The 14058-nt window shown below is 70.2% G+C and carries 15 protein-coding genes; all 15 read right to left on the bottom strand.

Going from position 1 to position 14058, the window contains the following annotated elements:
* Nucleotides 1-58: 58 nt before the first annotated feature.
* A complete protein-coding gene (locus PCA_RS01715; protein ID WP_181300431.1) occupies nucleotides 59-409 on the bottom strand; it encodes a DUF2802 domain-containing protein in 351 nt (116 codons plus the stop codon).
* Nucleotides 399-878 carry a chemotaxis protein CheW gene (locus PCA_RS01710; RefSeq protein WP_181300429.1) on the bottom strand — a complete coding sequence of 160 codons (480 nt, stop codon included), beginning with the start codon at nucleotides 876-878 and terminating at the stop codon, nucleotides 399-401. Before PCA_RS01710 ends, PCA_RS01715 begins: the two co-directional genes overlap by 11 nt.
* Entirely contained in the window at nucleotides 875-1924 is a 1050-nt protein-coding gene (motD, locus tag PCA_RS01705) for a flagellar motor protein MotD (RefSeq protein WP_181300427.1), read from the bottom strand. Before motD ends, PCA_RS01710 begins: the two co-directional genes overlap by 4 nt.
* A complete protein-coding gene (locus PCA_RS01700; protein WP_181300426.1) occupies nucleotides 1921-2661 on the bottom strand; it encodes a flagellar motor protein in 741 nt (246 codons plus the stop codon). Before PCA_RS01700 ends, motD begins: the two co-directional genes overlap by 4 nt.
* Nucleotides 2662-2666: 5 nt before the next feature.
* Nucleotides 2667-4538 carry a chemotaxis protein CheA gene (locus PCA_RS01695; RefSeq protein WP_181300424.1) on the bottom strand — a complete coding sequence of 624 codons (1872 nt, stop codon included), beginning with the start codon at nucleotides 4536-4538 and terminating at the stop codon, nucleotides 2667-2669.
* A gap of 11 nt (nucleotides 4539-4549) precedes the next feature.
* Nucleotides 4550-5191, bottom strand: a complete 642-nt coding sequence (locus PCA_RS01690; RefSeq protein ID WP_181300423.1) for a protein phosphatase CheZ — start codon at nucleotides 5189-5191, stop codon at nucleotides 4550-4552.
* Nucleotides 5188-5595 carry a chemotaxis response regulator CheY gene (gene cheY / locus PCA_RS01685; RefSeq protein ID WP_181300421.1) on the bottom strand — a complete coding sequence of 136 codons (408 nt, stop codon included), beginning with the start codon at nucleotides 5593-5595 and terminating at the stop codon, nucleotides 5188-5190. Before cheY ends, PCA_RS01690 begins: the two co-directional genes overlap by 4 nt.
* Nucleotides 5596-5656: 61 nt before the next feature.
* A complete protein-coding gene (locus PCA_RS01680) occupies nucleotides 5657-6385 on the bottom strand; it encodes an RNA polymerase sigma factor FliA (RefSeq protein WP_181300420.1) in 729 nt (242 codons plus the stop codon).
* Nucleotides 6382-7317: a P-loop NTPase gene (locus PCA_RS01675; protein WP_181300418.1), complete on the bottom strand. Its 936-nt coding sequence runs from the start codon at nucleotides 7315-7317 to the stop codon at nucleotides 6382-6384. Before PCA_RS01675 ends, PCA_RS01680 begins: the two co-directional genes overlap by 4 nt.
* A 14-nt stretch (nucleotides 7318-7331) precedes the next feature.
* Nucleotides 7332-8627 (bottom strand): flagellar biosynthesis protein FlhF, encoded by a 1296-nt coding sequence (flhF, locus tag PCA_RS01670; RefSeq protein ID WP_181300417.1) that lies wholly within the window; start codon nucleotides 8625-8627, stop codon nucleotides 7332-7334.
* A 125-nt stretch (nucleotides 8628-8752) separates the two neighbouring features.
* Nucleotides 8753-10843, bottom strand: a complete 2091-nt coding sequence (gene flhA / locus PCA_RS01665; protein WP_181300416.1) for a flagellar biosynthesis protein FlhA — start codon at nucleotides 10841-10843, stop codon at nucleotides 8753-8755.
* Between the two features lie 19 nt (nucleotides 10844-10862).
* Nucleotides 10863-11996: a flagellar biosynthesis protein FlhB gene (gene flhB / locus PCA_RS01660; protein ID WP_181300415.1), complete on the bottom strand. Its 1134-nt coding sequence runs from the start codon at nucleotides 11994-11996 to the stop codon at nucleotides 10863-10865.
* Nucleotides 11997-11999: 3 nt separating this feature from the next.
* Nucleotides 12000-12782 (bottom strand): flagellar biosynthetic protein FliR, encoded by a 783-nt coding sequence (gene fliR / locus PCA_RS01655; protein ID WP_219918473.1) that lies wholly within the window; start codon nucleotides 12780-12782, stop codon nucleotides 12000-12002.
* Nucleotides 12782-13051, bottom strand: coding sequence for a flagellar biosynthesis protein FliQ (gene fliQ / locus PCA_RS01650; RefSeq protein WP_181300413.1), 270 nt, complete (start codon nucleotides 13049-13051; stop codon nucleotides 12782-12784). Before fliQ ends, fliR begins: the two co-directional genes overlap by 1 nt.
* A gap of 283 nt (nucleotides 13052-13334) precedes the next feature.
* A complete protein-coding gene (gene fliP, locus PCA_RS01645) occupies nucleotides 13335-14042 on the bottom strand; it encodes a flagellar type III secretion system pore protein FliP (protein ID WP_255436603.1) in 708 nt (235 codons plus the stop codon).
* Between the last annotated feature and the right edge of the window lie 16 nt (nucleotides 14043-14058).

The raw sequence follows: 14058 nt of genomic DNA, 5'->3' as shown, positions 1-14058 counted from the left end.
CCGGCAGCGCCAGGCGACGGCCTGTTGCGTGGCCAACGCTGCGTCGCCATCGTGCGCGCTATGCCACCGGCGCGCGCATCGCGAGGATCAGCTTCGCCTCGTCGCGCGACAGCCCGCACCGGGTGACCAGCTGGTCGACGTCGGCACCTGCGCGCACCAGTTGCCGGGCCAGCTCCCAGGATCGGTCCGGCGACGCCGGCCGGTCCGCGTGGCCAAGCTGCCGTTCGAGCCGTCCCAGCGCCGTCACCAGCATCGAAGTCGGCACGTCGGTGCCTGCGGCCGCCGCGTTGTGCCACAGCGCATCGACGCGCTCCCGCAGACAGCGCGAGTCCCACCACAGCCGCAGCAGCAACGCCGTCTGGCCCACGGCCAGCAGCAACAGCACGAGCACGCTCAGTTCAAGCCACATCGCCTTCGCCTCCATTCAGCCGGTACAACCGCCGTGCGTCGAGCAAGGCCACGAAACCGTCGCGCCACGGCAGCACGCCGCTGACCGGATCGTCGTCGCGGCTGGCCCGCCCGGGGGGCGGCGGCGCGATCTCCAGGCCATCGCCGTCGATCAACTCGCCGACCGCATCGACCTTGAGGCCCAGCGGCTGGCCGGCATGCATCAGCATGACGATGCGCACCGCCAGCGGATCGGCCGCGGGCTGCGCCGGCAAGCCCAGCCGGCGGCGACCGTCCATCACCGGCACGATGCGTCCGCGCAGGTGCCTCACGCCAAGCAGGTCGGCCGCTGCTCCGGGCACCGGCGTCAGCTCCTCGTCGCGGATCACCTCGCTGACCTCGGCCAGCCGCGCGGCGTACAGCTGCGCGCCGATCCGGAACGTCAGCCAGTGGCGGTCCACGCCGGTCCGGTCGGCCACGGAAAGACTCATGGCATTGCTCCTGTCCTGCGCACGCTGTCGCCCGCGCTGCCCGAGAAGCCCGCCGCGGCCGACGCATCCGCAGCGGCAGGCGCAGCGGCCTGCGGCACGTTCTTCGCCGCCCCAGCCTCCGGCGCCGGCCGCTGCGGCTCGACCACCTGCACGGTGGGCAGCACGCCCGGCGTCGGTAGCGAGGCGATGCCCGGCTGACGGTCGAGCTCGCGGACGCCGCTGCGCTCGCGCTGCGGCGCCGAACCCTCGCCCATCACCACCACCAGCACGCGGCGGTTCTCGTTGCGCCCGACTTCGGTACCGTTGTCGGCGACCGGATGCACCTCGCCCCAGCCGATGATGCCGAGCCGGTCCGGCGCGATGCCGCTGTCGACGAACAGCCGCGCGACGCTGCCCGCGCGCGCCGCGGACAATTCCCAGTTCGAGGGGTACAGCGCCGTGTTGATCGGCACGTCGTCGGTGAAGCCCTCGATCCGCAGCGCATTGCCGAACCCCGCCAGCACCCCGGCCAGCGCGTGCAGCACGCCCTGCGCCGACGTGGACAGCTGCGCCACGCCGCTGGGGAACAGGATATCGGTGCGGATCTCGATCTCCAGCCAGTGGCCGTTGTTGCGCACGGTCACCTGCTTGCGGTCGATCAGCGCCTGCAGCGCCTTGCGCACCTCGGACTCGATGCGCTCCAGCTTCGCCGGCTGCACGACCTGGCTGGCGATGTCGCGCCCGTGGCCGCCCTGCATGGCCACCGGATGCGGCGGGATCGGCACCGCGACCGGCACCACCGAGGAGCCGGCCTGCCCGGCCGGCGCGGCGATGGACGGACTGATGTTGTGCGGGCGCACCTGGGTGGGCGGCAGCGGCGCGATCGCATGGCTGGAGCCGTTGAACGCCTCGATCATCGACTCGGACATCACGCGGAACTTGCCCTCGTTGACCACCGAGACGGCGTACATCACCACGAAGAACGCCAGCAGCAGAGTCATCAGGTCGGCATACGGGATCGCCCAGGCCTCGTGGTTGGCGTGTTCCTCGTGCTTGTGCCGCCTCATGCCACGTAGCCCTGCAGGCGCGCCTCGATCTGGCGCGGGTTGTCGCCCTGGGCGATCGACACCAGGCCCTCGATCAGGATCTCGCGCATCCGGGTCTGCTTGCCGATCAGGCTCTTCAGCCGCGCGGCCATCGGCAGCATGAACAGGTTGGCCAACGCCACGCCGTAGATGGTGGCGACGAACGCCGCGGCGATGCCGTGGCCGAGCTTGGCCGGGTCGGCGAGGTTCTGCATCACCGCCATCAGTCCCATCACCGCGCCGATGATGCCCAGCGTTGGCGAGTAGATGCCGGCCATCTCGAACACCTTGGCGCCGGCGAGGTCGGTCGCCTCGCGGGTCTCCAGGTCCACTTCCAGCACACTGCGGATCGCCTCCGGCTCGCCGCCGTCGACCAGCATCTGCAGGCCCTTGCTGACGAACGGGTCGGGCTCGGCCTCGATCTGCGGTTCCAGCCCGAGCAGTCCCTGCCGACGCGAGATCTCGCTCCATCCCACGATGCGGCTGATCAGGTCGGAGGGCCGGTGCGAGGGCGGCCGGTAGACCATGGCCAGCATCCGCAGCGCATGCTTCAGCACCGTGCCGTGGTTCTGCACCAGCAGCGCCGCCAGCGTGCCCAGGAACACGATCACGAACGCCGCCGGATTCCACAGCGCGTCGACGCTGGAGCCCTTGAGGATGGTGCCGACGATGATGACCACGAAGGCCAGGATCGTGCCGATGATGCTGATCAGATCCATGACGGTCAGCCGGTCTGTGCGAGGGGAGTGGGAGATTGGGTGGCGCCGTCGGCGAGGCCGGCCAGGTCCAGCACCAGCGCCAGCCGGCCGTCGCCGGTGACGGTGGCGCCGGCCACGCCCGGCACGCCGTGGAACAGGTGGCCCAGCGGCTTGACGATGACGTCCTCGCGGCCCAGCACCTGGTGCACCAGGCAGCCCAGCCGCTGATGGCCGATGTGCAGCACCGCCACATGGCGTATCGCCTCGGCGGGCTCGCCGGTCCAGTCGAGCATGTCGACCAGCGGCAGCGCGCGGCCGCGATGGCGCGCGACCAGGCGGCCGTCGAGCAGGCAGTCCTGGCCCACGGCCAGTTCGAACACCTCTTCCACATTGCCCAGAGGCAGCGCCAGCAGGCGTTGGCCCACGCGCACCATCAGCACGCGCAGCACCGCCAGGGTGAGCGGCACCGCCAGCTCCAGTTCGCTGCCGTGGCCCAGGCGCGAATGCACCGCCAGCGTGCCGCCCAATTCGGTGATGCGGGTCTTCACCACGTCCATGCCCACGCCGCGGCCGGAAACATCCGACACGATGGCGGCAGTGCTGAAGCCTGGACGGAAGATCAGTTCATAGCACTCGGCCTCGGACAGGCGCGCGGCCTGCGCCGCGTCGATCGCACCCTTCTCCACCGCCTTGCTGCGCAGGACGTCCGGGTCCATGCCGCGGCCATCGTCGCGCACCGTGATCACGATGCGCTCGCCGCGCTGGCTGGCCGCCAGCACGACGCAGCCCTTGCGCGGCTTGCCCGCGCGCTCGCGTGCGTCGGGCGCTTCCACGCCATGGTCCAGCGCGTTGCGCAGCAGGTGGATCAGCGGATCGGCCAGCGCCTCGACCAGGCTGCGGTCGAGGTCGGTGCCTTCGCCTTCCAGCACCAGCTCCACCTCCTTGCCGAGCTGGCGGGCGAGGTCGCGCACGATGCGCGGAAAGCGCTGGAACAGCCGGCCCACCGGCTGCATGCGCATGCCCATCACTGCGCCCTGCAGCTCGTCGGTGATGCGATCCAGTTCGTCGGCGGCCTCCGCCAGCACCTCGCTGCGATGCCGCGCGGCGAGGCTGAGCAGACGGTTGCGCACCAGCACCAGTTCGCCGGCGTGGTTGACCAGCAGATCCAGTCGCGCGGTATCCACGCGCACCGTGGTTTCGACCACGGTCGGCGCCGCGGGACGCGCGGGGGCCATGGCCGTCGTCGCGGCCGGTGCAGGCGGCGGCACGACCGCACCGGGCTGGCCACCCTTGCCATGCAGCGTGTCCAGCAACGCCTCGAATTCATCGTCGTCGATGCCGCCGGCGCCCGGCGGCACGGCAGCCGGCAGCGCGGCAGGCTCGATGGTGCCGGGGGCTGCGGTGCCATAGAGACTGTCCAGCAAGGCCTCGAATTCGCTGTCGTCGATGCCGACGCCGGCTGCGTCGGCCGCCGGTGCGGGAACAGGTGCGGGCGCTGGAACCGGGGCAACTGCCCCGTCGCGCGGCAGCAGCGCCGCCAACAGCGCGGCCGGCGGCGGCGCCAACGCTTCGCCGGCGCCCAGCGCCGCCATCATTCCGGCCAGCAGGTCCAGCGTCTGCAGCAGCGCGTCCATGTAGCCGGCGTCCAGCGTGAGGCGGCCGTTGCGCGCGAGGTTGAGCAGATCCTCGGCGTGGTGGCACAGCTGCACCATCGGCTCCAGCGCGAGGAAGCCCGCGCCGCCCTTGACGGTGTGGAAGGCGCGGAACACGGCATTCAGCAGCTCGCCGTCGTCCGGCGCCTGCTCCAGCGCCACCAGTTGCTCGCCCAGGCGCTCGACGAGCTCGCCGGCCTCGACCAGGAAATCCTGGCGCAGCTCGTTGTCGAAGTCCGCGTTCATCGCCGGGCCGCTCAGAACCCGAATTCGCTGAGCAGGCGGTCGGCGTCCTCCTGACTGGTCACCTTCGCCACGTCGACCGGCGCTTCGCCGACGGCCAGCGCGCCGGTGAGGCGCACCAGTTCCAGCAGCGAGGATTCGACCGTGCCGATGAAGCTGGCGACCTTCTTGACGCGCTGGCCGGTGAGGTCCTGCCAGGACTGCGCCAGCACCATGTCGGCCAGGCCGGCGCGGCAGTCCCCGGCAAATTCGGCAGCCTCGCGCGCCAGCACGGCGGCCGGCTCGTCGCCGCCGGTCCATTGCAGGAGCTGGCCGGCGTTGTGCGCCAGCGAATCGGCCTGCGGCCGCAGGCGTTCCGCGAAATCGATGCTGCGGTTGGCGGCGTTCGCGCTCATCTCCAGCACGTCCTGCAGGTGCTGGCGTGCGTCGGCGACGATGCCGGGCACGCCTTCCTGGGCCAGCTCGCCGCCGAGGCGGCGCACGGCGTCGTGCAGTTCGCGCGCCAGTTGGCCCAGCGCGCGGAACAGGTGCTGCTCGCGCTGGCGCACCATCGCATCCAGCGCCTGCTCGAAGGCGGGGCCGTCCGGACTGTTCAGCAATTCGCGCAGCTCGGGCGGCAGGCTCTCGTCCACGGCGAGGGGAAGTACGGCATTCATGCGCTGGCTCCGCTGGCGGCGATTCGTTCGAAGATCTTGGTGAGCTTTTCCTTGAGCGTGACCGCGGTGAACGGCTTCACGATGTAGCCGTTCACGCCGGCCTGGGCGGCGGCGATGATCTGGTCGCGATTGTTCTCGGCCGTCACCATCAGCACCGGCAAGCCCTTCAGCGCGGTTTCGGCGCGGATCACGCGCAGCAGGTCGATGCCGGTCATGTTCGGCATGTTCCAGTCGGTCACCACCAGGTCGAACGGCTGGCCGCGCAACATGGTCAGCGCGCTCTCGCCGTCGTCCGCTTCCTGGATCAGCGGATTGCTGAAACCCAGCTCGACCAGCAGGTTCCTGACGATGCGCCGCATGGTGGAGAAGTCGTCCACCACCAGGATTTTCATGTTCTTGTCCAAACGTCTGCTCCACTGCATCGGGCCGCCGCACGGCCCCGGGGAATGGTGGGGTGGCGCCTGCTCAGTCGCGCCAGTCGACCAGCCGTGCGCGCAGCCGGATCACGGCCTGGCCGTGGATCTGGCACACCCGCGACTCGCTGACGCCCAGCACGGCGCCGATTTCCTTGAGGTTCAATTCCTGCTCGTAGTACAGCGACATCACCAGTTGCTCGCGTTCGGGCAGGGCGGTGATCGCTTCGGCCAACGCCTCGCGCATGCCGTCGTGCTCGATGCCCTGGTCCGGCGCCAGGCTGTTTTCGTCGGCCACGTCGAGCACGCCGACGTCCTCGCCATCGTCCGCCACGGTGAGGCTGAGCAGGCGCGAACTGGCCGCATCGGCCAGCACCTGGTGGTATTCCTCCGCGCCGATGCCGAGGCGGCGCATCACCTCGGCGTCGTCGGCCTCGGTACCGGTCTCGGCCTCGATCCGGCGGACCGCCTCGGCCACTTCGCGCGCCTTGCGGTGCACCGAGCGCGGCGTCCAGTCGGCCTTGCGCAACTCGTCCAGCATCGCACCACGGATGCGGATGCCCGCAAACGTCTCGAAGCTGGCGCCCTTGTCGTGGGCAAAATGGCGTGCCGCCTCCAGCAAACCGATCATTCCCGCCTGGATCAGGTCGCCCACGTCGACACTGGGCGGCAACCGCCCCATCAGGTGATAGGCGATACGCCGGACCAGCGGCGCGTGCCGACGTACCAGTTCGTCGGCATTCTCGCGGGAAAGTTGCAGATATTCCGAAGTCGCGCTCATCCCGGTCCCTCCGCGCCCGCCGACGTGCGGCCGCCGAAGAAGGAGATGCGGTCCAGGCCAGCGCGCCCGGGCTCGCCCCATGTATCGACCGTATCGGCCAGTTTCTTGAATGCCCGTGCCGACGGACTCCCCGGCCACAGCTCGACCACCGCGGCCTGGCGCCGGATCGCCTGGCGCAGGCGCTCGTCGTGCGGCACCCAGCCGGAGAACTCGATCACCACTTCCAGGAAACGGTCGCTTACCCGTGCCAGCTTCTGGTGCAGCAGGCGCGCGTCGCCCTCGTTGCGCGTCATGTTCGCGACCATGCGCAGGCGGCGCACGCCGAAGTCGCGGCTGAGCACCTTGGCCAGCCCGTAGGCATCGGTCAGCGAAGCCGGTTCGTCGCACACCACCAGGATCACCTCGGCGGCGGCGGCGGCGAACATCGTCACGTTGTCCGCGAGGCCCGCGGCGGTGTCCACCAGCAGGTATTCGGGCGGCCGCGCCAGCTCGTCGAAGGCGTGGATGATCGCCGCCAGTTCGCCATGGTCCAGTTGCGCCAGCCGGCGCGCGCCGGAGCCGGCCGGCACCACCTGCAGGCCGCAGGCCGCAGGCAGCAGCAGCTCCTGCAGCGTGCACGCGCCGTCCAGCATGTGGCCGAGATGGCGCGACGGGGCAAGCCCCAGCATCACGTCGACGTTCGCCAGCCCGGTGTCGGCGTCCAGCAGCATCACTTCGTGCCCGGCGCTGGCCAGCGCCACGCCGAGGTTCACCGCAACGGTGCTCTTGCCGACGCCGCCCTTGCCGCCCGCCACCGCGATCGGTCGGCACAGCCTCCGCGGGATCGGCACCGCGGTGAGCAGGCCGTCGGCCTGGTGGCCGGCGATCACTTCCCTTGCAGGGCGCCCCGTCAACGCGGCCAGCATCTGTTTCAACCCCGAGGCCTGGTTCATTGCGAGCGCCCCGTTCATGCCTGGGCCACGGCGAGACCGAAGCGTTCGGCCATGAGGTTGTCGTCGGGAGCCTCGGCCCTGGGCGCCCGGGCCACGCGGCATACCAGCACGCGCGCATCCGCGGTGGCGATATCCTCGGGCACGCGCTGGCCGTCGGTGACATAGTCCAGCGGCAGCCGGTGGCGGATCAGCACCGACAGCGCGCCGCCCAACTTCGGCGACTCGTCCAGCTTGGTCAGGATGCAGGCATGCGGCTTGAGCACGCGATAGGCGCGCACAGCCTCCTCCAGCGACGCGATCTGCGCATTCGCCGCCAGCACCAGGCAGGAACGCAGTTCGCCGGCACCGGCGAGGATCTCCAGTTGCTGCGCCAGGCGCGGATCGCTGCCGGCCATGCCGGCGGTGTCGATCAGCACGGTGTGGCGGCCCTGCAGCATCTCCAGCACCGTGCCCAGGCTGCGTGCGTCGTAGGCCGGGTAGACCTGCACGCCGAGCAGACGCCCGTAGTGTTCCAGCTGCGCGGCGGCGCCGATGCGGTAGTGGTCAGTGCTGACCAGGGCCACCCGCCCTGCGCCGTGGCGCATCACCGCACGCGCCGCGAGCTTGGCGATGGTGGTGGTCTTGCCGACGCCGGTGGGGCCGACCAGGGCGACCACGCCGCGGCCGTCGTCGCACAGGGGGCGGCCGCTCACCGCGAGGCTGCGGCTGAGCATGCCCAGCGGCAGGTAGCGCGCCTGCTCGGCATTGATCTGTTCCGGCAGCTCGTCCACCAGCGTGCGCGCCACGTCGGCCTCGATGCCAAACCGGGTCAGCTCGCGCAGGATGCGCGCGCGCAGCGGCTGGCGCCGCTCCAGATCGTTCCAGGCCAGACTGGACAACTGCACCTCCAGCATCGCGCGCAGATCGCCCAGTTCGCTGCGCAGCTGCGCGGTGTCGCGCGCGGCGCGCTCCATCAACGCCTGCGGCGGCGGCTCGGCCGCCGCTGCAGCGGCGGCCGGTTCGACGGCAGCCGACCGCCGCCGCGGCGGCGCAGGCACTGCGGTGGGCAGCTGCGCCGGTGCCGCGCCCTGCACCGGCGCAGGGCTCGCCGCGGGACGCGTCTCCACCTTCGGCGCCGTCGCTTCCGCCGGCGGTGCGCCATGCCGGGCCGCCTCGCGCACCAGCGCCTCGTCGTAGTCGATCGCGGCGATCACCTCGATGCCCTCGTCCATGCGCCGGGTGGACAGGATCACCGCATCCGGCCCCTGCTCCTCGCGCACTTCGCGCATCGCCTGGCGCATGTCCGGTGCCACGAAACGCTTGATCTTCATTGCCTGCTCCGCAAGCGGAAATGGGGAACGGAAAGCCGGGAACGGTCGGCACGAAAGCAGGCGCCCGGCACAGCGCCACACGCCGCTTGTCCCGTTGTCGATTCCCTACGCACGATGCCCGGCCCTCAACGTCCCAGCGCCTGTACCAATCGCACCCGACGGTTGTCGGGCACCTCGTTGTAGGCGAGTACGTGCAGGTTCTGTGCCACGTGCCGGGTGAAGCGCGCGAGCCACGGCCGCAGCAGCGGCGCGACCAGCAGCACCGCCGGTTCGCCGCTCATTTCCTGGCGCCGCGCCGCTTCGGCCACGCTCTGCTGCAAGCGGTCGGCCAGGCCCGGCTCCACTGCGGCGCCGGCCATGCCGCCGCCGGACATCGAGCCCAGCAGGATCTGCTCCAACTCCGGCGCCAGCGTGATCACGGGGATCTCGGTGCCCAGCCCGGCGATCTCCTGCACGATCTGCCGGCCCAGCGCCACGCGCACGGCCGAGGTGAGGACGCCGGGATCCTGACTCTGCCCCGCGTGTTCCGCCAAGGATTCGACGATGCCGCGCATGTTGCGGATCGGCACCCGCTCGGCCAGCAGGTTCTGCAATACCTTCACCACCACGCCCAGCGCCAGGCGCTTGGGCACCAGGTCCTCGACCAGCTTGGGCGCGCCCTGCGCGAGGCGGTCCAGCAGTTGCTGCACGTCCTGGTGGCTGAGCAGCTCGTGCGCATGGCCTTGCAGGATGTGCGACAGGTGGGTGGCGATCACCGTCGCCGGATCGACCACGGTGTAGCCGTAGCCCTGCGCCAGCTCGCGCTGGCCCAGCTCTATCCACACCGCTTCCAGGCCGAAGGCCGGGTCCTGGGTGGCGATGCCAGGCACGCTGCCGTGCACCTGGCCCGGATTGATTGCGAGCAGGCGGTCGGAGTGCACCTCGGCCTCGCCCATGGGCACACCCATCAGCATGATGCGATAGGTGGCGGGGCCGAGGTCGAGGTTGTCGCGGATGTGCACCGCGGGAACCAGGAAACCCAGCTCCTGCGACAGCTTGCGGCGGACCGACTTGATCCGTCCCATCAGCTCGCCGCCCTGGTGCGTGTCAACCAGCGGGATCAGCCGGTAGCCCACTTCCAGACCCAGCGGATCGACCGCGGTGACGTCTTCCCAGCCCAGCTCCACGCGCTCGGCGGGCAGCGTGGCGGCCGGCGCCTCGGTCGGCGCCGCGGCCAGCTTTTCGCGCGTCTCGCGCTGGCGCTTGAGCAGCAGCCACGCGGCGCCGCCGCATACGCCGCCCAGCAGCAGGAACGCGAGGTTGGGCATGCCGGGGACCAGCCCCATCACGCCCAGCACCACGGCCGCCACCGCCAGCGCGCGCGGCTGGCCGAACACCTGGCCGGCCAGTTGCTGTCCCATGTCCTGCGCCCTGGAGACGCGGGTGACGATGATCGCGGCGGCCACCGACAGCATCAGCGCCGGCACCTGCGCCACCAGGCCGTCGCCGATGGTGAGCAAGGTGTAGGTCCGCGCCGCTTCGCCGGCGGAGAGGCCATGTTGCATCACGCCGACGAAGAAGCCGCCGACGATGTTGATGATCAGGATCAGGATGCCGGCGGTGGCGTCGCCGCGCACGAACTTCGAGGCGCCGTCCATCGAGCCGTAGAAGTCCGCCTCCTCGCGCACTTCCTGGCGACGATCGCGCGCCTGCTCCTGGGTCAGCAGGCCGGCGTTGAGGTCGGCGTCGATCGCCATCTGCTTGCCGGGCATCGCGTCCAGGGTGAAGCGCGCCGTCACCTCGGACACGCGGGTGGCGCCCTTGGTGACCACCACGAAGTTGATGATGGTGATGATCGCGAACACCACCAGGCCCACCGCGAAGTTGCCGCCGATCACGAACTCGCCGAACGCCTCGATCACCTTGCCCGCGGCGCCGGGGCCGTCGTGGCCGTGCAGCAGCACCACGCGGGTGGAGGCGATGTTGAGCGCCAGCCGCAGCAGCGTGGCCATCAGCACCACGGTGGGAAACGCGGCGAACTCCAGCGGACGCATCACGTAAACCACCGCCAGCAGGATCACCAGCGACAGCGCGATGTTGAAGCTGAACAGCATGTCGAGCAGGAACGGCGGCAGCGGCAACATCATCATCGCCAGCATCACCAGCATGATCACCGGCGCGCCGGCGCCCCGCCGCGCCAGCTGCCTGAAATTGCCCAGTACCTGCGTACCCGTCATGGATTTGACTCGCGACCGATCAACGGTAAGGCCCCATCAGGTCGGGATCGACCTCGGGGTTCGGTGCTGCCGGCGGCGTCCCGCCCTGCGCCGCAGCCTGCTTGAGCTGGTAGACGTAGACGAGTACCTGGGCCACCGCCACGTACAACGCGGCGGGGATTTCCTGGCCTAGCCTGGTGCTTGCATACAAGGCGCGTGCCAACGGCGGCGCCTCGACCAGCGGAACGCGGTGGCTGCCTGCCACTAGGCGGATCTGCTGCGCCAGCACGTCGACGCCCTTGGCGATCACCCGTGGCGCGCCGGTGCGCCCTTCGTCGTAGCGCAGCGCCACCGCGAAGTGGGTCGGGTTGACCACCACCACGTCGGCCTTCGGCAATTCCTCCATCATGCGGCGGCGCGCCTGCGCCATCTGCACCTGGCGAATGCGGCCCTTGATCTCGGGGCTGCCTTCGCTCTCCTTCATCTCGTCCTTGATCTCCTGCCGGCTCATGCGCAGCTTCTTCGTGTGGTCGTACTTCTGATACAGCGCGTCCAGGCCGCCGAGCAGCGCCAGGATGCAGCCGAACCACAGCGCGGCTTGCCCCAGCAGGCCCAGCGCCTGCGCGATGCCGGAGCTCACCGTGCCGCGTCCGGTGGCCTGCAGCGCGCCCTGCCAGTGGCGCAGCAACAGCGCCAGCACGGTGCCGATGAACAGCAGCTTCAGCAGCGCCTTGCCCAGTTCGACCAAGCCGCGCAGCACGAAGATGCGACCCAGCCCCTTGATCGGGTCCAGCCGCTCGAATTTCGGCTGCAGCGCCTTGCCGCTGAAGTTCAGGCCGCCCAGCAGCAGCGGCGCGGCCAGCGCGGCCACCAAGGTGGCCAGCGCCACCGGCGCGAACAGCGCCAGCGCCTCACGCAACGCCGCGTGCAGCACTCGCCCCGGCAACACGTCGGAGAACAGCGCCTCGCGCGAATAGCCCAGGCCGAACGCGAAGATCCGTCGCGCATGCCCGAACGAGGTCGGGCCGTCGGCCATCAGCGCCGCCACGCCCGCCAGCACCACCGCCGCGCCACTGAGGTCGCGCGAGCGCGGGACCTCGCCTTTCTCGCGCGATTCCTTGAGCCGTTTTTCGGTCGGCTGTTCGGTTTTTTCCTGGTCGCTGTCGTCGCTCACCACTCAACCATCCAGCAGGTGGTGCATCAGGTCCCAGGCATCGCCCTGCAAGGCGTCGAACGCACCGGGCAGGCTGCGCAGGGAGAGCCACAAGGCGATGAAACCGAGCGATACGGTGATCGGGAAACCCACCGCGAACAGGTTCATCGACGGCGCCGCGCGGCTGATCGCGGCGAAGCCGATGTTCACCACCAGCAGCGAGGTGACTGCCGGCAACGCCACGCGTACCGCACCGCCGAACAGCTGCACGCCGAAGGCCAGCACCGCATGCAGCCCGTTCGCGCCCAGCGCGGAGCCGCCCGGCGCGGAGCCGCCCGGCGGCAGGCTGGCGAAGCTGTCGGCGAGCAATGCGATCAGACGCAGGTGGCCGTCCATCGCCAGGAACAGCAAGGTCGCCAGCACCAGGTAGAACTGGCCCAGCACGTTCGCGCTGCCGCCGGCTTGCGGATCGACCACCTCGGCGAAGCCCAGGCTCATGCCCTGCCCCACCAGGCCACCGCCGAACTGCACCGCATCGAACACCAGTTTCAGCACGAAGCCCGTCGCCGCGCCGGTCACCAGTTGCCCCGCCAGGCCCAGCATGCCCGAGGCGCCGAGCACGTCCGGCGCCGCGGGCGCCAGCGGGGCCAGCACCAGGGTGAGCATCACCACCGCGCCCAACCGCACTCGCCGCGGAATCACCGTGGCACCGAACACCGGCACCACCAGGCACAGGCCGCCAACCCGGGCCAACACCCACAGGAAGCGATCCAGCCACGGCAACAGCCAGGCCACTTCCAGCGTCATCACCGGATCGCTCCGGGCAGGCTCTCGATCAACTGCGTCGTGTAGTGCACCAGCATGCGCAGCATCCATGGCCCCGCGATCAGCGCCACCAGCGCCATCGCGATCAGTTTGGGAATGAAGCTGAGCGTCATCTCGTTGATCTGCGTGGCCGCCTGCACCACGCCGACCAGCAGGCCCACAAGCAGCGCGGTCAGCAGCAGCGGCGCGGCCACCAGCATCGCCACGTACAGCGCGTGCTGGCCGGTTTCCATGATGGATTCGGGGGTCATGGAGCGGCACCTGCGTCGTGATTCGCTGAAGAAACGATCGAGAGCTTCCGCTCCCGTGCGTCCGCAGGAGCGCACCCTGTGTGCGGCGCTCCTGCTGCGTCCAGGGCGCAGCGCGCCCTGGCGCGCAGAAGCAACGGCACCCCACCCCAACCCTTCCCTGTGCGCAGGGGAGGGAGACGGCGGCCGCCACAGGCGCACGCATGCTCTTTGCAGACTGGCCAGCCTTCAGCCAGCACCCGCCCCTCACCCCGGCGGGGAGAGGGAGTGCACGTCGGCACGGCGCTCATGTGTAGAAGCTCCCGGCCAGCGTTCCCAGCAGCAGCGTCCAGCCGTCCACCAGCACGAACAGCATGATCTTGAACGGCAGCGAGATGATCATCGGCGAGACCATCATCATGCCCATCGACATCAGCACGCTGGCCACCACCAGGTCGATGATCAGGAACGGGATGAACAGCAGGAAGCCCATCTGGAACGCGGTCTTCAGTTCCGAGGTGAGGAAGGCCGGCATCGCCACCTTGAACGGCACGTCGTCCTTGCCGGCATAGGGCTGCTCGCCGGCCAGCCGGGTGAACAGGGCAAGGTCCGTCTCGCGGGTCTGGTCGAGCATGAAGCGCTTGAACGGCGCGCTGGCCGCGGGCAATGCCTGCTCCGCGCTCAGCTGGCCATCCATGTACGGCTTCACGCCGTCCGTGTAGGCGCGGTTGAGCACCGGCGACATCACGAACAAGCTGAGGAACAGCGCCAGCCCCAGCAGCACCTGGTTGGGCGGCGTGGACTGCGTGCCCAGCGCCTGGCGCAGGAAGCCCAGCACGATGATGATGCGGGTGAACGAGGTCATCATCAGCAGGACTGCCGGCAGCAGGGTCAGCACCGTGAGCAGTGCCAGCATCTGCAGCGACAGCGTCCAGTTCTTCGCGCCGCCCGGCGCATCGTGCACGGTCAGCACGGGGATGCCCGCACTGCCCAGGCCCGGCGGGCTGGCCGGCATGGCCAGCGCCGGCGCG

It is taken from the genome of Rhodanobacter sp. PCA2, from assembly GCF_013620825.1.
Classification (GTDB): Bacteria; Pseudomonadota; Gammaproteobacteria; order Xanthomonadales; family Rhodanobacteraceae; genus Rhodanobacter_A.
Note: the sequence above shows the minus strand (reverse complement) of the source record. Positions and strands in the feature narration are given on the sequence as shown.